Annotated in this window: 23 protein-coding genes; 16 read left to right on the top strand and 7 right to left on the bottom strand. The window is 66.2% G+C overall.

What is annotated here, in order from left to right:
• Nucleotides 1-8: 8 nt before the first annotated feature.
• Nucleotides 9-308 (top strand): DUF4193 domain-containing protein, encoded by a 300-nt coding sequence (locus GUV69_RS06470; protein ID WP_164200749.1) that lies wholly within the window; start codon nucleotides 9-11, stop codon nucleotides 306-308.
• Between the two features lie 46 nt (nucleotides 309-354).
• On the opposite strand, the gene GUV69_RS06465 is transcribed toward GUV69_RS06470, so the two are convergent.
• Nucleotides 355-843 (bottom strand): DUF3093 domain-containing protein, encoded by a 489-nt coding sequence (locus GUV69_RS06465; protein ID WP_164200747.1) that lies wholly within the window; start codon nucleotides 841-843, stop codon nucleotides 355-357.
• 160 nt (nucleotides 844-1,003) lie between these two features.
• On the opposite strand from GUV69_RS06465, the gene dut reads away from it, so the two are divergent.
• From dut to GUV69_RS06445, 4 genes are all read left to right on the top strand, one after another.
• Nucleotides 1,004-1,537 (top strand): dUTP diphosphatase, encoded by a 534-nt coding sequence (gene dut / locus GUV69_RS06460; RefSeq protein WP_164200745.1) that lies wholly within the window; start codon nucleotides 1,004-1,006, stop codon nucleotides 1,535-1,537.
• A gap of 105 nt (nucleotides 1,538-1,642) precedes the next feature.
• Nucleotides 1,643-2,395: a DUF3710 domain-containing protein gene (locus tag GUV69_RS06455; protein WP_164200743.1), complete on the top strand. Its 753-nt coding sequence runs from the start codon at nucleotides 1,643-1,645 to the stop codon at nucleotides 2,393-2,395.
• A gap of 37 nt (nucleotides 2,396-2,432) precedes the next feature.
• Nucleotides 2,433-2,747, top strand: coding sequence for a hypothetical protein (locus GUV69_RS06450; protein WP_431197102.1), 315 nt, complete (start codon nucleotides 2,433-2,435; stop codon nucleotides 2,745-2,747).
• Nucleotides 2,744-3,550, top strand: coding sequence for a DUF3159 domain-containing protein (locus tag GUV69_RS06445; RefSeq protein WP_164200739.1), 807 nt, complete (start codon nucleotides 2,744-2,746; stop codon nucleotides 3,548-3,550). The genes GUV69_RS06450 and GUV69_RS06445 overlap by 4 nt, the downstream gene beginning before the upstream one ends.
• On the opposite strand, the gene GUV69_RS06440 is transcribed toward GUV69_RS06445, so the two are convergent.
• Both GUV69_RS06440 and GUV69_RS06435 read right to left on the bottom strand, forming a co-directional pair.
• Nucleotides 3,517-4,260, bottom strand: coding sequence for a potassium channel family protein (locus tag GUV69_RS06440; RefSeq protein WP_164200737.1), 744 nt, complete (start codon nucleotides 4,258-4,260; stop codon nucleotides 3,517-3,519). The genes GUV69_RS06445 and GUV69_RS06440 overlap by 34 nt on opposite strands.
• Nucleotides 4,260-4,931 (bottom strand): potassium channel family protein, encoded by a 672-nt coding sequence (locus GUV69_RS06435; RefSeq protein ID WP_164200735.1) that lies wholly within the window; start codon nucleotides 4,929-4,931, stop codon nucleotides 4,260-4,262. The genes GUV69_RS06440 and GUV69_RS06435 overlap by 1 nt, the downstream gene beginning before the upstream one ends.
• 118 nt (nucleotides 4,932-5,049) lie before the next feature.
• On the opposite strand from GUV69_RS06435, the gene GUV69_RS06430 reads away from it, so the two are divergent.
• The 8 genes from GUV69_RS06430 (at nucleotide 5,050) to GUV69_RS06395 (ending at nucleotide 16,724) form a co-directional block, all read left to right on the top strand.
• Entirely contained in the window at nucleotides 5,050-7,026 is a 1,977-nt protein-coding gene (locus GUV69_RS06430; RefSeq protein WP_164200733.1) for an APC family permease, read from the top strand.
• Nucleotides 7,023-8,450 carry a class I SAM-dependent RNA methyltransferase gene (locus tag GUV69_RS06425; protein ID WP_164200731.1) on the top strand — a complete coding sequence of 476 codons (1,428 nt, stop codon included), beginning with the start codon at nucleotides 7,023-7,025 and terminating at the stop codon, nucleotides 8,448-8,450. The genes GUV69_RS06430 and GUV69_RS06425 overlap by 4 nt, the downstream gene beginning before the upstream one ends.
• Nucleotides 8,451-8,616: 166 nt before the next feature.
• Nucleotides 8,617-11,427, top strand: coding sequence for an aconitate hydratase AcnA (acnA, locus tag GUV69_RS06420; RefSeq protein WP_164200729.1), 2,811 nt, complete (start codon nucleotides 8,617-8,619; stop codon nucleotides 11,425-11,427).
• A 129-nt stretch (nucleotides 11,428-11,556) separates the two neighbouring features.
• Nucleotides 11,557-13,530 (top strand): 1-deoxy-D-xylulose-5-phosphate synthase, encoded by a 1,974-nt coding sequence (dxs, locus tag GUV69_RS06415; RefSeq protein ID WP_164200727.1) that lies wholly within the window; start codon nucleotides 11,557-11,559, stop codon nucleotides 13,528-13,530.
• Nucleotides 13,527-14,144, top strand: coding sequence for a DUF402 domain-containing protein (locus tag GUV69_RS06410; RefSeq protein WP_164200725.1), 618 nt, complete (start codon nucleotides 13,527-13,529; stop codon nucleotides 14,142-14,144). Before dxs ends, GUV69_RS06410 begins: the two co-directional genes overlap by 4 nt.
• Nucleotides 14,141-14,701: a hypothetical protein gene (locus GUV69_RS06405; protein ID WP_164200723.1), complete on the top strand. Its 561-nt coding sequence runs from the start codon at nucleotides 14,141-14,143 to the stop codon at nucleotides 14,699-14,701. The genes GUV69_RS06410 and GUV69_RS06405 overlap by 4 nt, the downstream gene beginning before the upstream one ends.
• Nucleotides 14,702-14,709: 8 nt before the next feature.
• Nucleotides 14,710-15,687, top strand: a complete 978-nt coding sequence (locus GUV69_RS06400; RefSeq protein WP_164200721.1) for an aldo/keto reductase — start codon at nucleotides 14,710-14,712, stop codon at nucleotides 15,685-15,687.
• Between the two features lie 11 nt (nucleotides 15,688-15,698).
• Nucleotides 15,699-16,724 carry a nucleoside hydrolase gene (locus GUV69_RS06395; RefSeq protein ID WP_164200719.1) on the top strand — a complete coding sequence of 342 codons (1,026 nt, stop codon included), beginning with the start codon at nucleotides 15,699-15,701 and terminating at the stop codon, nucleotides 16,722-16,724.
• A 24-nt stretch (nucleotides 16,725-16,748) separates the two neighbouring features.
• Here GUV69_RS06395 and GUV69_RS06390 read toward each other — a convergent pair whose 3' ends face one another.
• Together GUV69_RS06390 and GUV69_RS22980 are read right to left on the bottom strand one after the other, a co-directional pair.
• Nucleotides 16,749-18,173 (bottom strand): mycothione reductase, encoded by a 1,425-nt coding sequence (locus GUV69_RS06390; RefSeq protein ID WP_164200717.1) that lies wholly within the window; start codon nucleotides 18,171-18,173, stop codon nucleotides 16,749-16,751.
• Nucleotides 18,174-18,225: 52 nt separating this feature from the next.
• Nucleotides 18,226-18,381, bottom strand: a complete 156-nt coding sequence (locus GUV69_RS22980; RefSeq protein ID WP_208786605.1) for a hypothetical protein — start codon at nucleotides 18,379-18,381, stop codon at nucleotides 18,226-18,228.
• On the opposite strand from GUV69_RS22980, the gene GUV69_RS06385 reads away from it, so the two are divergent.
• Genes GUV69_RS06385 through GUV69_RS06375 form a run of 3 tightly spaced genes read left to right on the top strand, consistent with a single transcriptional unit; the run spans nucleotide 18,380 to nucleotide 21,490 of the window.
• On the top strand, nucleotides 18,380-19,186 hold the full coding sequence (locus tag GUV69_RS06385; protein ID WP_164200715.1) for an ECF transporter S component: 807 nt from the start codon (nucleotides 18,380-18,382) through the stop codon (nucleotides 19,184-19,186). The genes GUV69_RS22980 and GUV69_RS06385 overlap by 2 nt on opposite strands.
• Nucleotides 19,187-19,196: 10 nt before the next feature.
• Complete coding sequence (locus GUV69_RS06380) at nucleotides 19,197-19,943, top strand: energy-coupling factor transporter transmembrane component T (RefSeq protein ID WP_164200713.1); 747 nt, start codon at nucleotides 19,197-19,199, stop codon at nucleotides 19,941-19,943.
• On the top strand, nucleotides 19,943-21,490 hold the full coding sequence (locus GUV69_RS06375; protein WP_164200711.1) for an ABC transporter ATP-binding protein: 1,548 nt from the start codon (nucleotides 19,943-19,945) through the stop codon (nucleotides 21,488-21,490). Before GUV69_RS06380 ends, GUV69_RS06375 begins: the two co-directional genes overlap by 1 nt.
• A 76-nt stretch (nucleotides 21,491-21,566) precedes the next feature.
• Here GUV69_RS06375 and GUV69_RS06370 read toward each other — a convergent pair whose 3' ends face one another.
• Both GUV69_RS06370 and GUV69_RS06365 read right to left on the bottom strand, forming a co-directional pair.
• Nucleotides 21,567-23,732: a 3-hydroxyacyl-CoA dehydrogenase NAD-binding domain-containing protein gene (locus GUV69_RS06370; RefSeq protein WP_164200709.1), complete on the bottom strand. Its 2,166-nt coding sequence runs from the start codon at nucleotides 23,730-23,732 to the stop codon at nucleotides 21,567-21,569.
• Complete coding sequence (locus GUV69_RS06365; RefSeq protein ID WP_164200707.1) at nucleotides 23,729-24,991, bottom strand: thiolase family protein; 1,263 nt, start codon at nucleotides 24,989-24,991, stop codon at nucleotides 23,729-23,731. Before GUV69_RS06365 ends, GUV69_RS06370 begins: the two co-directional genes overlap by 4 nt.
• Nucleotides 24,992-25,104 lie beyond the last annotated feature (113 nt).

The following is a 25,104-nucleotide window of genomic DNA, read 5'->3' as shown; positions in this document are numbered from 1 at the left end:
GAGCGGAGATGGCCACCGACTACGATGCGCCACGCAAATCTGAAGAAGACCTCAACGAGGATTCCCTGGAGGAACTGAAGTCCCGGCGGACAGACAAACCGACGGCAGTAGTGGAAGAGGACGAAACCGACCTCGCCGCAGGCTACGAGCTTCCCGGAGCCGACCTCTCCGGCGAGGAACTGCTGGTCACGGTGATCCCGCCGCAGCCCGACGAATTCACCTGCGCGTCATGCTTCCTGGTCCGTCACCGCTCACAGATCGCCAGGGAAAAGGACGGCCACTTCTACTGCAGGGAATGTGAAAGCTGACCCCGCTGCGTCCCGGACGATACTGCGTGCAGACAGTTCAGTTCAGTTACTTACCGGTCAGGGCGGCAGCAAGTTCCTCGGGCCGCCGGGTAGAGGTCAGCCAGTACGGAGTCCGGTCGGACGGGTCGGTAATCTCGATCCGCACCACGGGGTCGATCCAGCCCCGGATGCACAGGTAGGCAAGGCCGTTGAGCCTGGTCCCGCGCTGGGCCGTGGCTTCCTTCTCACGAAAGGTTTCCACAGCGCCGATAAAGCGGCGCTCGATGGTGGCCCGGCCCACGGTCAGGGTATCCCCGGTAACCACGATGCTCGGGGTGGACACCACCAGCAGGACGGAGATGATGACGAACAGCACTCCAGCGGCTGTATAGCCCGCTGCCCAGGTGATGGGCGCGAAGACAAGGATGCCCGCACTCGAGACGCCTGCCGCGATGATCCACATCCAGACGTTCGGCCACAGCCTTTCCTGGAAGATTGCCGGGGTGCCGGCGGAAGGGGTGTTGGGGACAGGTGCGGCGGAACTGGATTCGGGCATGCCATCAGCTTTCCATCTTTGGGCGGCTAATTCATCTTGGCCGTCCCGGCAACGGATTCGCATCCCGGCGCCCCTGCCCGGGCCCTCTCCGCCGTGCCCGCGCCCGGCTGACTTCCGGTGTCTAGGCCGCAGCTGCGGCGGGGCGTTAGAGTGAGTGACTGTGACTGACGAACTTGCCACCTTGAAGACCGTTCCTGACACTGCGCCCACCGGTGCTGTACCGGTGGCCTACGGTGCCCCCACGCTGCAGGTGCAGCTGAAAATGCTCGACGCCGGACTCGAGGCGCCGTCCTACGCGCACCCCGGTGACGCGGGAGCCGACCTCCGTGCAAGGGAGGATGTGGTGCTGCAGCCGGGGGAGCGGAAGCTGGTGCCCACGGGCGTCTCCATCGCCCTCCCGGACGGCTTTGTTGCCCTGATCCACCCGCGTTCAGGGCTGGCCACAAAACACGGATTAACCATCGTCAACGCCCCGGGGACGGTGGACGCCGGATACCGCGGCGAAATTTCCGTCACCCTGTTGAATACTGATTCGCGGGACGCCATCGAGCTGCGGCGCGGCGATAGAATTGCACAGATGGTGATCCAGCGCGTGGAGTACGCGCAGTTTATCCCTGTCAACGATTTGAGTGAATCGGTCCGGGGTGCCGGCGGATTCGGTTCCACCGGCGGCTTCACGCCGGGCAACGCCTGACACTAGCCACGAGGTGGCAGCCCGGGACTGTCTGACTGCGGCAGCGAAGATTTTGGCGGGACCCAGCGGCCGGCCGGGCACTTTCACAACTAAGGAGACAACCCCATGGTTTTTGGGCTCGGCAGGAAATCCAAGAAGGACCAGGCCGGCGAGCCGGAAGAGTCCTCGGCGGCAGCGGAATCAGAGGATACGGCCGGGAAGGGTTCCCAGGACACCGGCCGGAGGGCCAACGGCCCCTTTGATGTTTCCGAAGTCTCCAGCCGCGACGGCTACGTGGACCTCGGAGCGCTGCTCATTGCCCCGAGTGAGGGGCTTCAGCTCCGGCTGGAGGTGGAGGAAGCCACGCAGCGGGTGGTTGCTGTGACCATGGACCTGAACGGCTCCAGCCTTCAGCTGCAGGCGTTCGCTGCACCCAAGACCGAGGGGCTCTGGGACGAAATCCGCGAGCAGATCGGCCAGTCCGTGGGAAGCCAGGGCGGCCAGGTCGAAGAGGTGCAGGGTGCCTTCGGAACCGAACTCGTGGCGAAGCTCCCCGCCGGCGCCCCGGACGGAAGCCAGGGCTACCGGGTGGCACGGTTCATCGGCGTTGACGGACCCCGGTGGTTCCTGCGCGGCGTCCTGGGCGGAGAAGCCGCGATGGAGCGTGAGGCCGCCGCTCCGCTGGAGGACTTGTTCCGCCGGATCGTGGTGATCCGCGGCGACAGCCCCATGCCTCCGCGCGACCTGCTGCAGTTGCGGCTGCCCAAGGACGCCAGCGCTGCTCCGCCTCCCGGGGCCTCCGAATTCAAGGAACCTGAGGTCAGGGAGCCCGAGTTTAAGGGGCCCGAGCGCGGCCCGGAAATCACCCAGATTGGCTGATTCCGGGCAACGCCCCCCGGGCCCGCAGGGTCATGGGGTGCCGGTCAGCCAGCTCCCGGAAAGGGGCCGGGTGATGTGCCACGGGTACGTTGAATCGGTAACCTATGTGCCCGCGGACCAGAATCCGGCGTTCACCGCCATCCTCTCCGACGCTGAAGTCCTGCACCCCGGCGCCGGACCGGTACCTGGCAGGAACGCGCGCCTGCGGGTGGTGTGGCTGGGGCGCCGCAAAGTGCCGGGGATCGATGCCGGCACGGAAGTCAGCGTCAACGGCATGCTGACCCAAAGCCATGGACTGCCCACCATGTTCAATCCGCGCTACGAAATACTTTCCCGCCAGGAGCACGAATGACCTCGCCCCAGCTGCCCGAACCGCACTCCGGATCGGGCCATCGCTCTCCGGAACCATCCGGACCGCAGCCCGCCAGCCCCGAACCGTCCCCCGGGGAACCCTCTCCGATGGCGGGCCTCGCGGCGGACTATGCGGCCAAAGCCGGTCTGCACCGCACGCACGACGGCCGGATTGATGTCCTCAAGACCGCCGGCGGGGTCCAGGGCATCGCGGAGAGCATCGTGCCGGGCCTGTTGTTCCTGGTGGCCTTCACAATCACCCGGGACCTCACGCTGGCCCTGGTCGCAGCGCTGGCATCGGCCGCCGCGTTTACGGTGGCCCGGCTCATCCAGCGGCGCCCGCTGACCCAGGCGCTTGCCGGCGTTGTGGGCGTGGGCATTTCAGCCTGGCTCGCCAACACCACCGGGAAAGCGGAAGATTTCTATCTGCCGGGCTTCTTCACCAACGCCGCCTACATTGTGGCGATGGTCATCTCCATCGCCATCAAATGGCCGGTGGCGGGACTGTTGTTCGGCTTCATCCGCAATGAAGGCCTTGACTGGCGCAAGGACCCGGCACGGCTCAAGGCCTACCGCCTGGGCACCTGGGTCATCGTGGCGGTCCTGGTCCTGCGGCTGGTAGTCCAGGTACCCCTTTACCTGATGGGCGAGGACGGACTGGCCGCCCTCGCCACCACCCGGCTGATCATGGCTGCCCCGCTGTACATCCTGGGCGTCTGGGTCGCGTGGCTGATCACCCGACCGGCGCCAGCCGGGGCTGACCCTGGCGCTCAGCCGTCGAAGCCGTCGTCTTCCGGGGCCTGAACCTCGGCGGGCTGAACACCCTCGGGCCCGGCCGCATCGTCAGCCGTGGCCGTTTCCGCGGACAGTAGCGCCCGCAGCTCATCTTCCGCGGCGATGGTGGTGACGAAGAACAGTTCGTCGCCGCCGTCGATCACGTCGTCGCGGCTGGGAGTGATCGGGGCATGGTCCCGGAGGATCGCCACCAGCGTTGAATCCTCGGGCCACCGGATATCTCCAACGGTCAGGCCAATGACATGGGAATCGTGCGGGACCGTGAACTCCACCAGCGAGGAAACGCCGGTCTGAAGCGTCAGGAGCCTGACCAGGTCACCGATCTCCACTGCCTCTTCCACCAGCGCAGTCATCAGCTGGGGGGTGTTCACCGCCACGTCCACCCCCCAGGAATCGTTGAACATCCAGTCGTTCTTGGGGTTGTTGACCCGGCCCACCGTGCGGCCCACGCCGAATTCTGTTTTGGCCAGGAGGGAGACCACGAGGTTCACCTTGTCATCCCCGGTGGCTGAAACCACGACGTCGGCTTCCTCCACTTTTGCCCCCTGCAGGGTGCTGAGCTCGCAGGCGTCGCCCACCAGCCAGTGCGCGCCGCGCAGCCCGCTGCGTCCGATGACTTCAGGCTTGAGGTCGATCAGCAGGATGTCGTGTTTGTGGGCCAGCAGTTCCCTGGCGATGGATGAACCGACGCTGCCAGCGCCAACGATCACTACTTTCACTACGACTCCTTGGCGGGTGCTTTGGCCAGGACCTGGGCCACCTGGGAACTGCGGTCTACCGGAACCATGGCGTGCACGGTGTCGCCGTCCTGGTAGGACGTGCCGGCCTCGGGGAGCATCCCCTCGCCGAACCGGGTCAGGTAGGCGACCCGGATGGCTGCGACTTTCTCGATTTCGCTGACCCTGTGGCCGATCCAGCCGGCGTCGAGGTCCACCTCGGTGAGCACCAGCCGGCCGGAAGGCTCGCGGAAATCGCCCGCGAGGTGCTGTTCGGGAAGGATGCGGCGCAGCACCTGGTCGGCGCTCCAACGCACGGCGGCCACCGTGGGGATGCCCAGCCGCTGGTAGATCTCTGCCCGGCCCGGATCATAGATTCTGGCTACAACGTGGGGAACGTGGAACGTCTCGCGCGCCACGCGGGTTGCCAGGATGTTTGAGTTGTCTCCGCTGGACACGGCCGCGAAGGCGTAGGCGTCAGCCACGCCGGCCTGCTGGAGGGTGTCCCGGTCAAAGCCCACACCCGTGACTTTGCGTCCGGTGAAGCCTTGGCGGAGCCGGCGGAACGCCCGGTCGTCCTGGTCGATGATCGCGACGGAATGGCCCGCGTCCTCCAGCGTGTGCGCCAGAGTTGCCCCCACCCGGCCACATCCCATGATCACGAAATGCGCCACCGTGTTTCCTTACCTTCCGTCGCCCGTTGCTGCTGCTAGAACTCTACCGGCAGGCCGCCTGCCGCAGCCGCCTGGCCGCCGTCATGACACGGGCCGCGAATCAGACTAGCTTTGTGGAGTGCTGACAATACTGAATGCCGTTAAACGGGTGCTGGTGGGCAGGCCCTTCAGGAATGACAGGCTCGCCCACACGCTGTTGCCCAAACGGATAGCACTTCCGGTGTTCGCCTCAGACGCGCTGTCATCGGTGGCCTACGCCCCGGATGAAATCCTGCTGACGCTGGCCCTCGCCGGCATCAGCGCCGTAGCCTTCTCGCCCTGGGTGGGCCTGGCTGTCATGGTGGTGCTCCTGACAGTGGTGGCGTCCTACCGGCAGAACGTGCACGCGTATCCCTCCGGGGGCGGCGACTACGAGATCGCCAACGAAAACCTCGGCAAGTTTTCCGGGCTGACAGTTGCCTCGGCCCTGTTGGTGGACTACGTCCTGACCGTGGCGGTCTCGATGTCTTCGGCGGCCACTTACCTCACCACGGCCATACCCTCCCTCCATGGGCAGCAGGCGCTCATCGCCACCATCGGCGTGGTCATCCTCGCCTTGGTCAACCTGCGCGGGGTCAAGGAAGCCGGGACCCTTTTCGCGGTCCCCACCTACATCTTTATGGCCTCCATCCTGGGCATGACGGCCGTGGGCATTTTCCAGGCGGTAACAGGCCAGTTGGGCCAGGCGCCGTCCGCGGCCTTCACGATTGTTCCGGCGCCCGGCTTCGACGAAGGGCTGGTGGGCCTGGCGGGGGCCTTCCTGCTGCTGCGGGCCTTTTCCTCGGGCGCCGCCGCCCTGACCGGTGTTGAAGCCATCAGTAACGGCGTGCCCAACTTCAAGGTGCCCAAGAGCAAAAACGCGGCCACCACCCTGTTGCTTCTAGGCACGATCGGCGCCGCCATGCTGGCTGGAATCATGTTCCTGGCCAACGCCACCAAGGTCCATATTGTGCTGGACCCGGCCACGGAATTCCTCCTGAACGGGCTGCCGCTGCCCGAAGAATATATCCAGACCCCGGCGATCAGCCAGATCGCGCAAACCATCTTCGGACCCGGCTCCATACTGTTCTACGTTGTGGTGGCCGCGACGGGCGTGATTCTGGTGTTCGCAGCGAACACCGCGTTCAACGGCTTTCCCGTGCTCGGTTCCATCCTGGCCCAGGACGGCTACCTTCCCCGCCAGCTGCGGACCAGGGGTGACCGCCTGGCGTTCAGCAACGGCGTCCTGGCCCTGGCCGGCGGAGCGCTGGTGCTGATCATTTCGTTCAACGCCGATGTCACCAAACTGATCCAGCTCTACATCGTGGGCGTCTTTATCTCGTTTACGCTCAGCCAGTTGGGCATGGTCAGGCACTGGGGGAGGCACCTCAAGCTTGCCAAGGACAAGACCGTCCGACGCCGAATGGTCAAGTCCCGCACCATCAACAGCATCGGCTTCGGCATGACAGCCCTGGTGCTGGTGATCGTCCTGATCACCAAATTCACGCAGGGGGCCTGGCTTGCGCTGCTCGCGATGGTGGTGCTGTTCCTGATCATGTGGAGTATCCGGGCGCACTACGACAACGTGGCCAAGGAACTGGCCGTGGACGAGGACTCCTCCCCGCGGGCCCTGCCGTCCCGGGTCCACGCGGTACTGTTGGTTTCCCACGTGCGGAAGCCCGTGCTGCGTGCCCTGGCGTATGCCCGGGCGTCACGGCCGTCGCGGCTTGATGCCATTACGGTGGACATCAACGCCGAAGAGACAGCGCAGACAGTTGCCGACTGGGACAAGCTCGACATCCCCGTGCCGCTCACGGTTCTTGCCAGCCCATACCGGGAAACCATCACCCCGATCATGGAGTACGTCAAAAACATGCGGCGCGATTCGCCCCGCGACCTCGTCGTCGTATACATCCCCGAGTACGTAGTGGGCAAATGGTGGGAACAACTGGTCCACAACCAGACGGCGCTGCGCATCAAGACCCGGCTGCACTTCGAACCTGGCGTGATGGTGGCCAGTGTCCCGTGGCAGCTTAAATCATCCGAAGAAGCAAAGAACCTGCAGGATATTCAATGAACCCCCAGTCCCAGTCCACGTCCCGTACAGCCCCCGCACAGGAAGCCGCCGTCGAGCTGGTGCTCGACGTCGGACCCATAGCCCACGGCGGCCACTGCGTAGCCCGCCACGAGGGCAGGGTGATCTTTGTCCGCCACGGGATTCCCGGCGAAAAAGTCCGCGCCCGCCTGACCGATGCGGGGGAGTCAGCGAAATTCTGGCGGGCAGACGTGGTGGAGGTCCTGGCCGCATCCCCGGACCGGGTGGAACACTTCTGGCGCCCGGCCGACTCCCTCCGTTCCTGGCAGCACGGACACCCGCCGGTAGGTGGTGCCGAGTTCGGGCACATCGCCCTGCCCCGCCAGCGCGAACTTAAGTCCGCGGTACTGGCTGAACAGCTCAAGCGGCTCGCCGGCGTCGACCGTCTGCCCGATGGCCGGGACACACTCAACCTGGTGGAGGCAGTGGAGGCGCATGTTCCGGGCGCGGATCCCGCGTCCGGCACGGATGCGGCGTACGACGCCGGCACGGGCCTTGGGTGGCGGACGCGCGCGAGTTTCTCGGTCACCCCCGGCGGAAAGCTCGGCATGCACGCCCACCGGTCGGACCAGATCATCCCTGTCCGGGAAATGCCGCTCGCAACGGAGCGCATCAATGGGTTGCGGCTCTGGGATATCGACCTGCAGGGCATCGAACGTGTTGAGGTAGCAGCGCCGTCGAACGGTTCCCGCCCCCTGGTACTGCTTGCACCTGCTCCCGGAACAAAGCCCAAGCGGCTCAGTGCCATCGCGGCGCAGCTCCCGGACGACGTCTCGGTGGCCACTTTGGATCCCCTCAGCGGGGACGTCGCGCCGTTGCGTGGCCGGACCTGGGTCCAGGAGTCTGCAGCAGGCCATGACTACCGGGTCACCGGCGCAGGTTTCTGGCAGATCCACCGCGACGCGCCCGGGACACTTGTGGGGGCCGTCACATCCTTCCTTCACGAGGGCGGATTCCTGGCAGCCGGTTCCGTGGTTGCCGACCTGTACGCCGGCGCCGGGCTGTTCACGGCACCGCTGGCTGACGCGGTGGGCGAAACCGGGTCCGTTCTTTCCGTCGAAGGCGCACCCGGGACCAGCCGGGACGCCCGGAAGAACCTGCATGAGGCGCCTCAGGTGGAGATCGTCCAGGGGCGGGTTGAGCGCATTCTCCGCCAAAAACCGCGGAATTTCGACGCCCTCATCCTGGATCCGCCGCGGGCGGGAGCGGGGAAGGCCGTGGTCAGCCAGCTGGTTGCCGCCGGTCCCCGGGCCGTTGCTTACGTATCCTGTGATCCGGCATCCTTTGCCAGGGATGTGGGGTACTTCCAGCAGGCAGGGTGGGCGCTGGCGGGCCTGCGCGCCTTTGACCTCTATCCGCATACCCACCACATGGAGACTGTCGCACTGCTGACGCCGGCCCGGTGATGCTACTAGGATGGCGGTAGTAATCCCACGTCGCGCACCGTATTAACGGCTGAGTATTCATGGCTGACCTCCTGCAACATATGTGGCCAGCACTAATTAGGCCTGCCTAACTAGCAAGCCGTCTGCCGCGCGACAAAGATGAAACTGTTGCGAGAGGAGTCCTGCGATGAGCACAGTGGACAGCTTCGGTTCAAAAGGCAAACTTAATGTAGCCGGAACCGAATACGAAATTTTCCGGTTGAACTCCGTTGAAGGTGCAGAAAACCTTCCGTTCAGCCTCAAGGTATTGCTTGAAAACCTGTTGAGGACCGAGGACGGCGCGAACATCACTGCCGATCACGTGCGTGCCTTGGCTGGCTGGGATCCCAATGCCCAGCCCGATACAGAAATCCAGTTCACGCCTGCCCGCGTGATCATGCAGGACTTCACCGGCGTCCCCTGCGTGGTGGACCTGGCGACCATGCGTGAAGCGGTCAAGGAACTCGGCGGTGACCCCAAGCGGGTCAACCCGCTGGCTCCTGCGGAAATGGTCATCGACCACTCCGTCCAGATCGACGCTTTCGGTAACTCCGGCGCACTGGAGCGCAACATGGAGATCGAATACCAGCGGAACGGTGAGCGTTACCAGTTCCTGCGCTGGGGCCAGACGGCATTCGATGACTTCAAGGTGGTTCCCCCGGGAACCGGCATTGTGCACCAGGTCAACATCGAATACCTGGCGCGCACGGTGATGACCCGCGAAATTGACGGCGTTGTCCGGGCCTACCCCGACACCTGCGTTGGCACCGACTCGCACACCACCATGGTCAACGGCCTGGGTGTCCTCGGCTGGGGCGTTGGCGGCATCGAAGCCGAAGCGGCCATGCTGGGACAGCCCGTCTCCATGCTCATCCCGCGCGTTGTCGGCTTCAAGCTGACCGGGTCCATCCCGGCCGGCGCCACTGCCACCGACGTTGTGCTGACCATCACCGAGCAGCTCCGCAAGCACGGTGTCGTGGGCAAGTTCGTGGAATTCTACGGCGAAGGTGTTGCAGCGGTGCCGCTAGCCAACCGCGCCACCATCGGCAACATGAGCCCGGAATTCGGTTCCACGGCCGCAATGTTCCCGATCGACGACGTCACATTGGATTACCTGCGCCTCACCGGCCGCTCGGACGAAAATGTTGCACTCGTGGAGTCCTACGCCAAGGAACAGGGCCTCTGGCACGATCCGTCGCGTGAGATCAAGTTCTCCGAGTACCTTGAACTGGACCTCTCCACGGTTGTTCCGTCCATCTCCGGCCCCAAGCGTCCGCAGGACCGCATTGAGCTGACGGATGCCAAGGAGCAGTTCCGCAAGGACATCCACAACTACGTCGCCATCGAAGACGGCAGCGTGGACGAGTCCCTGGACGAATCGTTCCCGGCCTCGGATGCCCCGTCCTTCACGCACGCGGACTCGCACACCACCGAGACCAGCCGTGTTGTGTCCGCAGCGAACGGCGCCAACGGGCGTCCGAGCAGCCCGGTGCACATCAAGACCGAAGACGGCCGCGAGTTCGAACTGGACCACGGAGCGGTGTCCATCGCCTCCATCACGTCCTGCACCAACACGTCCAACCCGTCTGTGATGCTGGCAGCCGCGCTGCTGGCGCGCAACGCCGTGGACAAGGGCCTCATGTCAAAGCCGTGGGTCAAGACCTCCGTGGCTCCCGGTTCCAAGGTAGTCACCGACTACTACGAGAAGTCCGGCCTGACCCCCTACCTGGAGAAGCTCGGCTTCTACATCGTGGGCTACGGCTGCGCCACCTGCATCGGCAACTCCGGCCCGCTGGACGCTGAAATCTCCGAGGCCATCCAGGCCAACGACCTTTCCGTCACCGCAGTGCTCTCCGGTAACCGCAACTTCGAAGGCCGGATCAACCCGGACGTGAAGATGAACTACCTGGCCTCCCCGCCACTGGTCATCGCTTACGCCCTGGCCGGTTCCATGGACTTCGACTTCGACACCGATTCCCTCGGCAAGGACGAAGCAGGCAACGACGTCTTCCTGAAGGACATCTGGCCCAACCCGGTTGAGGTCCAGCAGGTCATCGATTCCTCGATCGACAAGGACATGTTCGCCCGCGGCTACGAGGGTGTCTTCGATGGCGACGCACGCTGGAAGGCGCTTGACACGCCCGCCGGTGACACCTTCGCCTGGGATCCGAACTCCACCTACGTCCGGAAGCCCCCGTACTTCGAGGGCATGAAGGCGCAGCCCGAGCCCGTCCGGAACATCACCGGCGCACGCGTGCTGCTCAAGCTGGGCGATTCGGTCACCACGGACCACATCTCCCCGGCCGGTTCCTTCAAGTCGGACACCCCTGCCGGCCAGTACCTGCTGGCCAACGGTGTGGAGCGCAAGGACTTCAACTCCTACGGCTCACGCCGTGGCAACCACGAAGTCATGATCCGCGGCACGTTCGCGAACATCCGTATCAAGAACCAGCTGCTGGACGGCGTCGAAGGTGGCTTCACCCGCGACTTCAGCCAGGCTGACGGCCCGCAGGCTTATGTCTACGACGCCGCGCAGAACTACCAGGCAGCCGGCACTCCGCTGGTGGTCCTGGCAGGCAAGGAATACGGGTCCGGATCCTCCCGTGACTGGGCTGCGAAGGGCACGGCGCTTCTGGGCGTCAAGGCCGTCGTTGCTGAAAGCTACGAGCGCATCCACCGTTCCAACCTGATCGGCATGGGCGTCCTGCCGCTGCAGTACCCGGCTGGCGAGTCCGCAGCCACCCTGGGCCTGACCGGCACGGAAACCTTCGCGGTTGAGGGCGTCACCGCCCTGAACGAAGGCACCACGCCCAAGACCCTCAAGGTCACCGCCACCGCAGAAGACGGTTCGGCCAAGTCCTTCGATGCAGTACTCCGCATCGATACCCCGGGCGAAGCCGACTACTACCGCAACGGCGGCATCCTGCAGTACGTCCTGCGCCAGATCTCCGCAAACTAGCGGAGAGCTGAACTACGCAGCACCCTTCCGAAGCCCCGGCCGGTCACCGACCAGCCGGGGCTTCGGCTTTGCATTTCACCCAAGGCGTTAGAGTTAACAGGCACGTCTACCACCCGAAGGAGGGGTCATTTGGGAATCTTGGACACCATCCGGAATCCGCAGGACCTGAATGGGCTGTCCCAAGGACAGCTCGAAGAACTGGCTGATGAGGTCAGGAGTTTCCTGATCACGAATGTCTCCCAGACGGGTGGGCACCTTGGCCCCAATCTCGGTGTTGTGGAACTGACGCTTGCAGTGCACCGCATCTTCGATTCGCCGCGGGACAGCATCGTCTTCGACACGGGCCACCAGTCCTACGTGCACAAGCTTTTGACGGGCAGGCAGGATTTCAGCACGCTGCGCCAGCAGGGCGGGATGTCCGGTTACCCGTCCCGCGCCGAGTCCGAGCACGACGTCGTGGAAAGCTCACACGCGTCCTCATCACTGTCCTGGGCTGACGGCATTTCCCGCGCCCGCCAGCTCACCGGGGAAGGCGACCGCTATGTCGTCGCCGTTGTGGGCGACGGCGCCCTGACCGGCGGCATGGCCTGGGAAGCCATCAACAACATCGCAGCTGACAAACGCCGCCGTGTGGTCATTGTCGTTAATGACAACGGCCGTTCCTATGCCCCCACCGTGGGCGGTTTCGCGGACTACCTGGCTTCCCTTCGTCCCACCATCGACTCTTTCCGTGCCGCCCCGGCTTACGAGGGCACCCTGGACTGGTGGAAGAAGAAACTCCAAAACGGCGGCCCGGTAGGCCAGTTCACCTACAAGAGCCTGCATGCGATGAAAAAGGGCATCAAGGACTGGTGGGCGCCGCAGGGGATGTTCGAGGGCCTCGGCATGAAGTACATCGGCCCCGTTGACGGCCACAACCTCCAGGCCATGGAGCACGCGCTCTCTACGGCCCGTAACTTCGCCGGGCCTGTGATTGTCCATGCAATGACCGAAAAGGGGCACGGCTACGCCCCCGCCCGGGCACATGAGGCCGACCAGTTCCATGCCGTAGGGATCATCGACCCCGAAACCGGTGAACCCACCGGAGCGTCAGGGGCCCAGTCCTGGACGTCCGTCTTTGCCGACGAGATAGCTGCCATCTCCGATGAACGTGCCGACATTGTGGGCATCACGGGTGCCATGCTGATCCCGGTGGGCCTGCACAAGTTCGCTGCCAAGCACCCGGACCGCGTCATCGACGTCGGTATTGCCGAGCAGCACGCCCTGACCTCGGCTGCGGGCATGGCCTTCGGCGGGCTCCACCCGGTGGTGGCCGTCTATGCCACCTTCCTCAACCGTGCCTTTGACCAGTTGCTGATGGACGTGGCCCTGCACAAGGCCGGCGTGACCATCGTCCTGGACCGCGCCGGCGTGACCGGGCCTGACGGCGCAAGCCACCACGGTATGTGGGACATGGCCATGGTGCAGATTGTCCCCGGGCTGCACCTCGCTGCTCCGCGTGATGCCTCCCGGCTCCGCGAAGAACTCCGCGAGGCTGTGGCCATCAGCGACGCCCCCACCGTGGTGCGCTTCTCCAAGGGCACCGTCGGCGCTGAAGTGGAGGCCATCGAACGGCTCAGCGACGGTGTGGACGTCCTGGCGCGCCGTCCCGCCGGTTCCACCGAAAACGATGTCCTGATCGTCAGCGTCGGGGCAATGTCGGAACTCGCTTTGGACGTCTCCAACCGGCTCGGCGCCCAGGGCATCAGCACCACGGTGGTTGATCCGCGCTGGGTCCTGCCTGTGCGGCGTTCCATCATCGCCCTGGCTTCCCATCACCGGCTTGTTATCTGCATCGAGGACGGCGTGAGGGCCGGCGGCGTCGGATCGCGGATCCGGCAGGAGATGCGCGCAGCCGGCGTCGACACCGCACTGAACGAAGTGGGGCTGCCGGCCGAGTTCCTGGATCACGGTACCCGCAGCCAGGTCATGGAACGCGTGGGGCTGACTGCACAGCAGATAACGCACGACGTCGTCGCCCAGGTTTTGGGGACAAAGGTCCCCTTCGCGCGTCCCCTGCCCGGCCAGGAACACCCCACCACCGGCAGTCTTCCGATTCTGTGAGGGAAGAAGACGCACTGAAGTTTCCGGGCGCCGTCGGGGAGGCCGGCCCGGAACGGCACACCAGTACCACCCGTGTTCCCGCCGGCCTGCAGCCGGGACAGCTGGTGGTGGCGCGGAACCGGAAATGGAACGGCAAGGCCCACTGGGTGGTCCCGGGCCGCTATATCGGTGAAGACCGGCACGGCTGGTGGATCTTCCAGGGGACCAATGAGTTCTGTTCGCGCCCCGGAGCCGCGTTCTACACCCGGTCCGACGCCGTGCTGCTGGTACCGCGCTCGGGGGACTGGGTTGCCACCTTCTACGATTCAGACCACCCCAACGGTGTGCGGGTCTACGTTGACCTGGCTGTCGCCCACGAGTGGACGGAAATCCGGCCGGCCGTCACCGAGTTCCATGTGATCGACATGGACCTGGACGTGATCCGGATGGCCGGGCGCGACGTTTTCATCGACGACCAGGATGAGTTCGCGGAACACAGGATCGCCATGAATTACCCGGACCTGCTGGTGGATGACATCCAGGCAGCCGCGGATGAGCTTTATCACGCCGTCAAGGCACAGCAGGCACCGTTCGACGGCACCGATGTCGGATGGTTCACGAAGGGACGGTCATGAGCGGAATTATCAGGGTCTACAAACGGGACGACGAGGGAGTGCTGCACTTCCGCGAGGGCTGGTTCGATGAGGACTACAGCCAGTTCGTGATGAACTACGGCGTGGTGGGGCACCAGAGCAAAACCGAAGAGACCGACGTGGCTGACTCCGCTGCTGTTGAGGGCCTCATGGACGCCTTTGCTGTCCAGTGCGCCGAGGACGGCTACGCCGAAATCCCCGATGAAGAACAGTTCTGGGTGGTGGCCCAGTTCGCCCTCAAAACCAGGGAAGGAACCGAGAGGGACCGCTACCTTGAGGAAAAAACGAAGGATGCGATCATCAGCCACCTTGCCTGGCGCGGGCTGGGTACCGTGGAACGCTCAGAGTTCAGTGACTACAAGCTGAACATCTTTTGCCTCTGCCCCGACGTGAACAAGGCTGTCAATGCCATCAAGGTCTGCAGCCGTGGCGAGGACCTGGACTTCACCAAGCTCAGCATCGGCGCCGCGCCGTTCAACGAACCGGACAACTTCAAGCTCAAGCACTCGGCCAAACCAGCCAATAGCTTCAGCGTCTAGGAGATTCTGTGACTGAATACCGCCGCCTCGGTAAATCCGGGCTGACCGTCTCCGTCGTGGGCCTTGGCTGCAACAACCTGGGCCGCGCCAATACGGTGACCGAGTCGCAGGAGGGGACAGACGCCGTCGTCCACGCCGCCCTCGACGCCGGCGTGACGCTGTTCGATGTTGCCGACAACTACGGCAAGGAACCAGGCCTCAGTGAAACGATGCTCGGCAAGGCCCTCGGGAGCCGCCGCGACGACGTGGTGGTAGCCACCAAGTTCGGTATGAACATGCGCGGCGCCAACGGGCCCGATTTCGGTGCCAGGGGGTCCCGCCGCTACATCGTCCGGGCAGCCGAGGCCTCGCTGCGCCGGCTCGGCACCGACTGGATCGACCTGTACCAGTTCCATACACCGGACCCGCTGACGCCCATCGAGGAAACCCTGTCGGCGCTTGACGACCTCGTCACCAGCGGCAAAGTCCGCTATATCGGGCACTCAAACCGCGCCGGCTGGCAGATCGCCGAAGCAGAGTTTGTAGCCCGTGCCGCGGGCGGCACGCGCTTCATTTCCACCCAGAACCACTACAACCTCCTGGACCGGCGGGCCGAACTCGAAGTCACCCCGGCGGCGGAAGCCTACGGCCTGGGCGTCCTGCCGTACTTCCCGCTGGCCAACGGGCTCCTCACCGGCAAATATTCGCCGGACAAGGCACCCGAGGGCTCCCGGCTCAGCCACACCCGGACCCACATGGTGCACGACGCCGACTGGGACCAGCTGGGGCGGTTCAGCGCGTTCGCGGCCGAGCGCCAGCTGTCCGAAATCCAGGTGGCTTTCTCCTGGCTCGCGGCACAGCCTTCGGTGGGCAGCGTGATCGCCGGGGCCACGAAGCCAGGGCAGATCCGCCAGAACGCAGAGGCCGTCGCCTGGGTGCCCTCGCCTGCCGAGCTGGACGAGCTCGACGGGATCTTCCCGGCGGTCCCCAAAGTCGCGCTCTTCTAGGGGGACTGACCATGACCAGGCTCCTGCTGGACGTTGACACAGGGATCGATGACGCCGTGGCGCTGGCTTACCTTGCCTCGCTGCCGGACGTGGAGTTCGTGGCTGTCACGGCCTCGCCCGGGAACGTGGACGCGCACCAGGTGGCACGCAACACCTTGGCCGTCCTGGAGCTGTGCGGGCGCACGGGTGTGGAGGTCGCCGTCGGCGCGGAAGCTCCGCTCGCCATCCCGCTGGTGACCACTCCCGAAACCCACGGACCACAGGGAATAGGCCACGCCGAACTGCCGCCGCCGGCCGGGACGGTGTCAGCGCGCCACGCCGCCGACCTGTGGGTGGAGGCGGCGCGGGCCAATCCGGGGGAGCTCACAGCCCTGATCACGGCACCGCTGACGAACTTCGCACTGGCTATCCGCCGGGAACCGCGGCTGCCCGCACTGCTGGGCAAGGTGGTGATCATGGGCGGCAGTTTCTACCACCAGGGCAACACCACGCCCACCGCCGAGTGGAATACGCACGTGGATCCGCATGCAGCGAAGGAGGTCTACGCGGCGTACCGGGGCATGCCGGCGGACCGGCTGCCTATTGTGTGTTCCCTGGACACCACGGAACGGATCGAGCTGCGGCCCGAGCACGTGCTGCGGCTGGCGGAGGCTGCCGGCTGTGCGGAGCGGGAGCTCGTCCTGCCAAAACAGCCTGAAGGGCTGCGGAGCACCGCGGACAGTCCGCTGGTGCGGCACTTGTCGGATGCGCTGCGCTTCTACTTCGAGTTCCACCGGCTTCACGGCCAGGGCTACCTGGCGCACATCCACGACTATTTCGCCGCCGGCGTGGCGGCAGGGACGCTCGACTACGCAACCCGCCTGGCCACCGTGGACGTTGAAGTGGACTCGCCGTTGCTGATGGGGACCACCGTGGCCGACTACCGGAACCTGTGGAAGCACCCGCCCACCGCGCGGATTGTCGCGGACAACAACCCGGAGCAGGCCTTCCAGGAACTGATCCGGTCCGTCGGCGGCCTCGCGGCACGGCTGCGCTGAACCGTCGCCTTCCCGGCGGGGCGCCTACAGCGGCGCGCTCTCAGGCACGTCCACGTCCAGGGCGAGCAGGGCGTTTTCCACCACCTCAGTCAATGCCGGGTGAATCCAGTAGGGTCCCCGCGCGAGCGTGGCCACAGGGGTGGACAGGGCGATCGCCTGGACCAGCGGCTGGATGAGGACGGACGCCTCGTGGCCCACAATATGGGCCCCCAGCAGCCGGCCTGTGGATTTTTCCGCGATCAGTTTGACGATTCCCTCAGAGTCCTCCATGGCCCAGCCGTACGCCGTGCTCCCGTATTCCTGGACCGCAACCACGATGTCCGTGGCGTCCGCGGCATCCTTCCGGGCTTCGTCTTCCGTCAGTCCGACGGCGGCCACCTGCGGATTGCTGAACACCGCAAACGGAACGCCCGTGTAATCGATGCTCCGCGGCCGGTCCGGGTTTTCGAGGTTGTGGGCCACCACCCGCGCTTCCCGGTTGGCGACATGTTTGAGCTGATAGCGGTTGGCAATATCGCCCAGTGCGTAGACGCCTTCCAGCGGCTCGCCGTTGGATAGAATCCTCAGCCGTGCGTCGACTGAGAGCGTCTTGTCAGCCTCCAGGTCGAACCCTGCGGCGTCGGCACCCAGCCGGTCGGTGTTGGGCACGCGACCGGTGGCCAGCAGCACAATGTCCGTTTCGAGGCACAGCTGCTTGCCGTCGCCGTCGTCGAACACCGCGGTGACCCTGCCGTCCCCGGTGTCCTCCACGGCCTGCAGGGAAAAACCAAGCTCAAGCTTCCAGCGGCGGGCGGCTGCCTCGGCGAAGTGCCGCGCGATGTCCTCGTCGTTGCCACGAAGGAGGCGCCCTGACCGGTTGACCTGGACCACTTCGGAGCCGAAGCCGTGGAAGATGGCGGCGAATTCCGCGGCGATGTAACCGCCGCCAACCACCACCACCTGGCTGGGCGGGCCGTCGATGCGCATCACGGTGTCCGAGGTATGGACCTGGGGGAGATCCATGCCGGGGACATCAGGTTTCACCGCGCGGGACCCGGCGGCCACCACCACCTGGTCTGCGGTGATGTCGGTTCCGGATTCGGTTGTCATCGTTCGGGGCCCGGTGAAGCGGACGAATTCCTCGTAAAGGTCCACGTTGTCCAGCTCCTCGGCCCGGTAGCGCCGGCCGCTCTCGGAGATGGCGTCGATACGGCCGAAGATCCGGTCGCGGATTGCATTCCAACGCACTGTGTCCCGGGTCAGCTCCACGCCCAGGCGCGACGCTTCGGCGGGGACAGCGGCCAGGCCCGCGGGGTAGGCGAACATTTTTGTGGGGATGCAGCCGACGTTCACGCAGGTGCCGCCGAATACGCCGCCGTCGATGAGGGCCACCCGCTTGCCGTCCCAAAACGGAGTGATCAGCGAGTTTCCGGATCCTGAACCGAGGATGGCGAGATCGTAATGGGGCATCGGTGGGCCTTTCGGAAGGTCAGGGAGGGTGCGCCGGCGGGTGTCAGGGAGTCTACTCTTCATTCCGGCCTGCTTCGTCCCGGTAGACTGATCCGCGGACCGGGCCGGCGCAGACGCCCCCGGCTGCCGCCGAGGTGACATAGGCGGTGTTCCGCACCCGCCCGGGCTTTCCGGGCGGCAGAGCCTGCATCCCTAGAAGGAACGCCATGTCATCGCCCTCCCTCACGCTGCCGCCCCAAACGCCGGCCAACGCCCGGAACCGTCGCCTGCTGGAAGTCCTTGGAGCCCTGGCCATCGCAGGAACGTATATCTACCTGGTCCTCAACCAGCCCGCTGACATCACCGGCGGGCCGGGCAGTGCCGCGGCGTTGATCGCCCTCTCCGGGTTCCTGGCGGGCGCTGTCCTGCTGATTGTGGCCGTGCTCCCGACACTGCCGGTCTCCACGCTGGTGCTGATTCCGGTTGCCCTGGTGCTGAACATCGTCCTGGGCCAGTTCGTCGGCAGCACCCTGGTGCCCTTCTACCTCGACGCCATCGGCACGGTCCTGATCGCGGTCCTCGCCGGACCGGCGGCGGGGGCGGCCACCGGTGCCCTCAGCAGCATCGTCTGGTCCTTCTTCAATCCCACCGTCCTGCCCTTCGCCGCCGGCGCGGCCCTGATCGGCTTCCTGGCGGGCCTCGCCGCACGCCACGGCCTGTTCCGTCGGTTCTACCTGATTCCCGTGGCCGGCTTCCTGACAGGCATCATCGGCGGCGTGGTCTCCGCACCCGTGGCAGCCTTCGTCTTCGGCGGCACTTCCGGCCTGGCCACCGGCGCCATCGTGAGCGCCTTCCGTTCCATGGGGGACACCCTGCTGGCCGCCATCACCAAGCAGGCCCTGATCTCGGACCCGATGGACAAGGCCATTGTTTTCACCCTTGTGGCCCTTCTTGTGTACGCGTTGCCGCGCCGCACCAGGCTGCAGTTCGCGTTTGTCCGCCGGCACCGCGTGCTGGCCGGCAAGGACTCCTGACCCGCCACTGATGCGCCTCCACCCCCTGACGTCCCTGGCCGCCGCCGGCAGCACCGCGGTGATCACGACGGCGGCCGGCAGCCTGCCGCTGTCTGTCGCCGTCTGTGCCGCCGCCGTGGGGTTCTCGTTTGTGGCCGGAACTGCCAGGCGGCTGCTGCCGGCCGCCGCCGCCGTCCTGGTTCCCCTGGGGCTGTCCCTGCTGGTGCTGCACGGCCTGTTTTTCCCGGAGGGCACCACCGTGCTGGCAGCGTGGGGGCCGGCACGGGTGACATCCGAGGGCCTCCGGTTCGCCGCCGAACGTGCCGCGCAGCTTTCGGCCGCCGTGCTGGCCCTGCTGCTCTTCTCCTTCAGCGTCAGCGTTCCCGACCTGGTGACGGCTTTGTCCTCGCGGGGAGCCAAGGGGCGGTTCGGCTACGTCCTCGCGTCAACCCTCACCTTGTTGCCCGCCATCAGCGCGCGGGTGCAGCGGATCAGGCGGGCGCAGGAATCCCGTGGCCTGGTGATCCGCCGGGGATGGTTTAGCCGGGTGCTCGCTTTCCGCCTGCAGGCCGTCCCGCTGGTCCTGTCCCTTGTGGATGATGCGGGGACGCGCGCCCAGGCGCTGGAGGCCCGGGGATTCAGCAACCGTGGCCCCCGGACCAGCTTCCGCGAGGTTCCGGATCCGCCCCTGCAGCGTGTCCTGCGGTCAGTGCTGCTCCTGGCCGCCGTTGCCGCCATTGCCGCCCGGCTGTGGTTCCCGACGGCGGGGGCCAGGTAATGCCCGGCGCGCCGGCTCCCGTCCTGTCCGCCCGCATTGGACATTTCACCTATCACGGTGATCCGGCCCCGGCCTTGAGCGGGATCGGCCTGTCCCTGGCGCCCGGAACCCTGACAGCAGTCCTGGGCGGTTCGGGAAGCGGCAAAACCACCCTGGGGCGGCTCCTGGCCGGCTGGCTGCGCCCTGGCAGCAGTGGCGTTTTCGAGGGATCACTGGGCCTGGCCGGGACCCGGCTGGAGTTCCAGGGAGTACCGGAAGACCCCCGGATCGACCCTTCCGCCTGGTGCCGCCAGGTGGGACTTGTCCCGCAGGATGCGGGCGCGGCGCTGTCCACCGTCCGTGCCACGGTGGCCGAAGAGCTGGCGTTTGGCCTGGAGAACCTGGGGACGGCCCGGCCGGAGATGCACGCAGCCGTCCGCCGGGTGGCATCCCTGACCGGGCTGGACCAGCTCCTGGACCGTGATCCGGCCAGGCTCTCAGGGGGCGAGCTTCGCCGCCTGGCCATCGGCTGTGCCGTCATCACCGGCCCCGCCGTGCTGGTTCTCGACGAACCTTTCGCCTCATTGGATAGCGAAGGTGCGGCGGCCCTGGCGGTGTTGGTGCGGGACCTCATGGCGGGTGGCACCGCCGTCGTGGTTTTGAGCCAGGCGGTGGATGCCCTGGTCGCCGCCGCGGACCACTGGATCGTGCTGGACAACGGCTCCTCCGTCGGCGTGGGGGAGCCGCAACAACTGGCCACTTCGCCCGCGCTCAGGGCCGCCGGCGTCGTTGAGACCGGAACCCACCGGGACGGCGAACCGCAGCTCCCGTCAGTGCCGGCCCGTCCGGCCGGTAAGGGGTTTGTGCCGGCGGGAGTCCCCGCGCTGGAACTCCGCGATGTCGGTTTCGCCTACGGCAGGCCGCCGGCGCGGAGCCGGTTCCGTAGGGCCGCTGCTGCAGGTACGGTGAAGCCCGCCGTCCTGGACGGCGTCAGCCTGTCAGTCCATCCGGGTGAGATCGTCGCCGTCACGGGCCCGAACGGCGCCGGAAAGTCCACCCTGCTGCGGCACCTTAACGGTCTGCTCCAGCCAGTGGCCGGCAGTGTCCGGATCAACGGGCAGGATATCGCCGGGCTGCTCCCGGGTATGGTTGCGGCAGATGTCGGCCTGCTCTTCCAGGACCCCCGGGACCAGCTGTTTGAGCGGACCGCGGAGCGGGAAGTCGGTTTTGGGCTCGCGGCGGGCCCGGCAGCCTCAGCCTCGGTGCAGCGCGCCTTGGCAGCCGTCGGCCTGGCGGAAACAGGTGGCATTCATCCCGCAGAACTGCCGGCCTCCCGGCAACGGCTCCTCGCGCTGGCCACGGTCCTGGCCAGGCGGCCTCACGTGCTTGCCCTGGATGAACCGACAATAGCCCTCGACCGCCACGGCCTGGCGAGGCTGGACACCGCGGTGCGCGGCGCCGCACAGGAGGGCACCGCCGTCGTCCTCGTGACGCATGACGTGGCGTACGCCCGGTCACTGGCGCACCGTACGGTGGTCCTGGCCGGCGGAAAGCTGAGGGCCGGCTGACGGGCCGCCTGCCCGGCCAACCGGCCCCCTCCAACTACTTCGTGCGCATCGGCGCCTAAGCCCGGACGCCGGGCTCCTAAGCCGCAGCGGCGCCGGAGGCTACCCCCGGTGCATGGAACCGCTTGCCGTTCACGCGCTCCGACGCGCCAACTCGGTCCAGGTACGGCGTGATGCCACCCAGGAACATAGGCCAGCCCGCGCCGAGGATCATGCACAGGTCGATGTCCTCGGGGCCTGCCACAACGCCCTCGTCCAGCATCAGGCCGATCTCCTCGGCCAGGGCATCCTGCACCCGGTGCAGCACATCGTCGCCGGTGGAGGGGGACGTGCCGAAAAACATCAGTGCGAGCGTGGACGCGGGGATTTCCTGACTGCCGTCAGCGGCGGGCGCCCAGAGCGACTTCACGCCGTTGTCGATCAGCTTCTGCAGGTTGGCGGACACCTCGAAGCGGTCGCCGAACGCGGCGTGCAGGGACTCCTGGACGTGCTGGGCCACCGGCAGGCCCACCATGGCGCCGAGGGTGAACGGCGTCATGGGCAGGCCCATGGGGCGCAGGGCGTTATCGGCAATGTCCGCCGGAGTGCCTTCATCAAATGCCGCAATCACTTCGCCCATGAGCCGCAGCAGGATCCTGTTGACCACAAACGCCGGCGCATCCTTGACCAGGACCGCCGTCTTTTTCAGCCCCTTGGCCAGCTCAAAGGCGGTGGCCAGTACGGCGTCGTCCGTCTTGGGTGCGCGCACGATTTCGAGGAGCGGCATGACCGCCACCGGGTTGAAGAAGTGGAAGCCCACCAGCCGCTCCGGGTGCCGAAGATCCTCGGCCATGGCGGTGACGGAGAGGGAGGAGGTGTTGGTGGCGAGGATGCAGTCCGGCGTGACGATGGCTTCCACCTCGGCGAAGACCTGCTTCTTGACGTTCAGCTCTTCGAAGACGGCCTCAATGACAAAGTCGGCGTCGGCGAAGGCCTCTTTGGAGACGGATCCGGTGACCAGGGCTTTGGTGCGGTTGGCTGCATCCGGGCTGATCCGCTTTTTGCCCAGCAGCTTGTCCACCTCTGCATGGACGTAGCCCACGCCTTTGTCCACGCGGGCCTGGTCGATGTCCGTCATCACGACGGGGACCTTGAGCTGGCGGGCGAACAGCAGGGCGAGCTGGCTTGCCATCAGCCCGGCCCCTACCACGCCGACCTTGGTGACCGGACGGGCGAGCTTCCGATCCGGCGCGCCCGCCGGCCGCTTGGACCGCTTCTGGACCAGGTCCAGGAAGGCGTAGACAGTGGAGCGGAATTCATCACTCTGCATCAGGCCGGCCAGGGTCTCGCACTCGAGCGCGGCGGAATCAGCCTGGTTCATGGTGCGGTTGGCCGCCAGGATGTCCAGGACTTTGGCCGGCGCGGGGGAAGCGTTGGACGTCTTGGCCTCCACAAAGGCCCGGCCGGCTTTGATGGCCGCTGACCAACGGGCCGCGACGGCGGGGTCTGCGGGATCGACAGCGTTGGTCCGCCCGGGAACCACCTCCCCGGCGATCACCTTTGCCGCCCAGAGGAGGGACTGCTCCAGGAAGTCGGCCGGTTCGAACAGGGCGTCTGCGATGCCCAGTTCGAAGGCCTGCGGGCCGGTCAGGGTCCGGTTGTTGCTCAGGGGATTCTCGATCATCACCCTGACGGCGTTCTCAGGGCCGATCAGGCGCGGCAGGACATACACGCCACCCCAGCCGGGGACAAGGCCCAGGAGGGCTTCGGGCAGCGCCAGTGCACCGGCTCCCGTGGAGACGGTGCGGTAGGTGGACTGCAGGGCGATTTCGAGGCCGCCGCCCAGGGCAACGCCGTTGATGAAGGCGAAGCTGGGGACCCCGAGGTTGGCCAGCGTGGCGTACACATCGTGGCCCAGCTGCGCCATCCACAGGCCGTGTTCGCGGTTCTCCAGCGACTTCACCGCGGACAGGTCCGCGCCGGCCACCAGGAAGTAGGGCTTGCCGGTTACGCCGACGCCGACGATTTCACCGCGGCCGGCGCGCTCCTTCAGGCCCTCCAGGACAGTGCCCAGCTCAACCAGGGTGTTGGGCCCCAGTGTGGTGGGCTTGGAGTGGTCCAGGCCGTTGTCCAGGGTGATCAGCGCGAACACCCCGGGGCTGCGCCGGCCGGGAGCCGCCGGGAGCTCGATGTCCTGGACGTAGGAATGCGTCACGGTTTCATCGGGAAAGAGTTCGGCCAGTTTGGTAAAGTCTGCGGCGCTCATGCGGCTGCTCCTTCGATGGTTGCGTAGTTCCGGTGGTGCGGGTTTTCCCAGATCACGGTGGCACCCATGCCCAGGCCAATGCACATGGTGGTGATGCCGTAGCGGACGGACGGGTCTTCCTCGAACTGCCGCGCGAGCTGGTTCATCAGCCGGACGCCGGAGGACGCGAGGGGGTGGCCCACCGCGATGGCGCCGCCGTAGCGGTTCACCCGGGGGTCGTCGTCGGAAATTCCAAAGTGGTCCAGGAAGCTCAGGACCTGCACGGCAAAGGCCTCATTGATTTCGAAAAGCCCGATGTCCCCGATGGTGAGTCCGGCATTCTTCAGGGCCTTCTCTGTGGCGGGCACGGGCCCGATGCCCATGACCTCCGGCTCGACTCCTGCATACGCGTAGCTGACCAGGCGCATCCTGACGGGCAGGCCCAGTTCCGCGGCGGCGTCGGAGGATGCCAGAACGGCGGCGGTGGCGCCGTCATTCAGGCCGGCGGCATTGCCGGCAGTGACCCGGCCGTGCGCGCGGAAGGGAGTGCGCAGTGCGGCGAGGTCTGCCAGGGTGGTGCCCGACCGGGGCGGTTCGTCCACGGTGTTCAGGGTCCAGCCCTCGCCCGGCTTCAGCGTGGCCACGGGCACAAGGTCAGGCTGGATCTGGCCGTTGGCGTAGGCGGCGGCCAGCTTGTCCTGGGAGGCGACAGCGTAGGCGTCGGTTCGTTCCTTGGTGATGGCGGGGAAGCGGTCATGCAGGTTTTCGGCCGTGTTGCCCATGTTCAGCGCGGCCGGGTCAACCAGTCGCTCAGACATAAAGCGCGGGTTCGGATCAGCGCCGGAGCCCATCGGGTGGTTGCCCATGTGCTCGACGCCGCCGGCAATCACGACGTCGTACGCGCCGAAGCCGATGCCGCTGGCCGTCGTGGTGACAGCGGTCATCGCTCCGGCACACATCCGGTCGATGGCGAAGCCGGGCACCGTGCGGGGCAGCCCTGCGAGCAGGGCTGCCGTGCGGCCAAGGGTCAGGCCCTGGTCGCCGGTCTGGGTGGTGGCTGCTACGGCCACTTCGTCGATCCGGGCAGCCGGGAGGGCGGGGTTGCGGCGCAGCAGCTCGCGGATGCATTTCACCATCAGGTCATCAGCGCGGGTTCCGGCGTAGATCCCTTTTTCGCCGGCCCGGCCGAAGGGTGTGCGGACGCCGTCAACAAAAACGACGTCACGGACAGCACGCGGGGATCTGCTGCTGGGTTCTCCGCTGTGGCGGGTTTGGCTCACGGTTACTCCTCATCGAGACGTTGGCGCCGGCCGGAGGGCAAAGGGGCGGCACTCGTCCGGACGGCAGTGCACACTATGTTACTCGTCAGTAACATAGTGTGCAAGGGCCCGAT

Source organism: [Micrococcus luteus] ATCC 49442 (assembly GCF_010367585.1).
Classification (GTDB): Bacteria; Actinomycetota; Actinomycetes; order Actinomycetales; family Micrococcaceae; genus Arthrobacter; species Arthrobacter luteus_A.
This window is presented reverse-complemented; position numbering and strand designations above follow the sequence as displayed.

Excerpts from the sequence above, each read along its gene's own strand:
- GUV69_RS06470 (WP_164200749.1), top strand. The coding sequence starts at position 9 with ATGGCCACCGACTACGATGCGCCACGCAAATCTGAAGAAGACCTCAAC.
- GUV69_RS06465 (WP_164200747.1), bottom strand. The coding sequence starts at position 843 with ATGCCCGAATCCAGTTCCGCCGCACCTGTCCCCAACACCCCTTCCGCC.
- GUV69_RS06455 (WP_164200743.1), top strand. The coding sequence starts at position 1,643 with ATGGTTTTTGGGCTCGGCAGGAAATCCAAGAAGGACCAGGCCGGCGAG.
- GUV69_RS06445 (WP_164200739.1), top strand. The coding sequence starts at position 2,744 with ATGACCTCGCCCCAGCTGCCCGAACCGCACTCCGGATCGGGCCATCGC.
- GUV69_RS06425 (WP_164200731.1), top strand. The coding sequence starts at position 7,023 with ATGAACCCCCAGTCCCAGTCCACGTCCCGTACAGCCCCCGCACAGGAA.
- acnA (WP_164200729.1), top strand. The coding sequence starts at position 8,617 with ATGAGCACAGTGGACAGCTTCGGTTCAAAAGGCAAACTTAATGTAGCC.
- GUV69_RS06405 (WP_164200723.1), top strand. The coding sequence starts at position 14,141 with ATGAGCGGAATTATCAGGGTCTACAAACGGGACGACGAGGGAGTGCTG.
- GUV69_RS06395 (WP_164200719.1), top strand. The coding sequence starts at position 15,699 with ATGACCAGGCTCCTGCTGGACGTTGACACAGGGATCGATGACGCCGTG.
- GUV69_RS06390 (WP_164200717.1), bottom strand. The coding sequence starts at position 18,173 with ATGCCCCATTACGATCTCGCCATCCTCGGTTCAGGATCCGGAAACTCG.
- GUV69_RS06385 (WP_164200715.1), top strand. The coding sequence starts at position 18,380 with ATGTCATCGCCCTCCCTCACGCTGCCGCCCCAAACGCCGGCCAACGCC.
- GUV69_RS22980 (WP_208786605.1), bottom strand. The coding sequence starts at position 18,381 with ATGGCGTTCCTTCTAGGGATGCAGGCTCTGCCGCCCGGAAAGCCCGGG.
- GUV69_RS06380 (WP_164200713.1), top strand. The coding sequence starts at position 19,197 with ATGCGCCTCCACCCCCTGACGTCCCTGGCCGCCGCCGGCAGCACCGCG.
- GUV69_RS06375 (WP_164200711.1), top strand. The coding sequence starts at position 19,943 with ATGCCCGGCGCGCCGGCTCCCGTCCTGTCCGCCCGCATTGGACATTTC.
- GUV69_RS06370 (WP_164200709.1), bottom strand. The coding sequence starts at position 23,732 with ATGAGCGCCGCAGACTTTACCAAACTGGCCGAACTCTTTCCCGATGAA.